Raw genomic sequence first — 720 nt, 5'->3', positions numbered from 1 at the left:
GCAATCGTTTTGTTGGCTCATTATTTTTCCTACTTCATTGTCACTTTTCCGCCAATCATCTTAAACGCAGGCGTACCTCTGACTAACGTATCTCGTGCAACCTCTTGCCCGCAGCTCGGGCAAAAACAAGGGGTTTGAGTGTAATCTTCTACAATGCGTTCTTTAAAGCACTTCACCAAGGCCCCCTTTCCGCCCTTGCGATATTTATATAGCTGCGCTTTGCATTTCGCACAATAAATTTCGACAGTTTTATTCGGTTGCTTTTTATTCGGCTTGGCCATTATCTTCTATCTCTGGCTTGACCCACACATTGCTGAAATCGAACCACCCCAACGCATTACATTTTGCGTTTTGAAGCGCTCCGCTGTGGTCTTTGTTTACACCAAGCCAGCAATGGAACATTGGAATAACCTGACAGCTTTTCACTAACTGCCTTCCTAATTCGCGAGCAGGAAAGTCGGCATGAATGCCTGCACGCCATTGATCGACTAATGTCGCCCATTCTGAAAAATCGTAACCCGCGCTGAATTTTTCGATGTCGCTGTAATCAAGTAGCCAGCCCGCTAATGCATCGTTGCGATTGGTCGCAATACCCATTGCTTTTACCCAAACGTCGACTTCTTCTGGATTTGGCGGCTGCGTATCGTAGCGAATAAACTCGACATCGACACTGTGCGGTTTGAGCAAATGTTTAATTGCTTTGGCAATGACAGGAAACAT

General features: G+C 45.7%; 1 protein-coding gene and 1 pseudogene. Both read right to left on the bottom strand.

Features of this window, described 5'->3' with window-relative positions; genetic code table 11:
- Positions 1–29 precede the first annotated feature (29 nt).
- Entirely contained in the window at positions 30–281 is a 252-nt protein-coding gene (locus tag R7Q09_RS25530; protein ID WP_318143861.1) for a hypothetical protein, read from the bottom strand.
- A pseudogene (locus tag R7Q09_RS25525) lies at positions 265–720 on the bottom strand (SgrR family transcriptional regulator); the annotation flags it as partial. The pseudogene R7Q09_RS25525 and the gene R7Q09_RS25530, both read right to left, overlap by 17 nt.

This window comes from Vibrio sp. 2130-1 (assembly GCF_033339515.1).
This window is presented reverse-complemented; position numbering and strand designations above follow the sequence as displayed.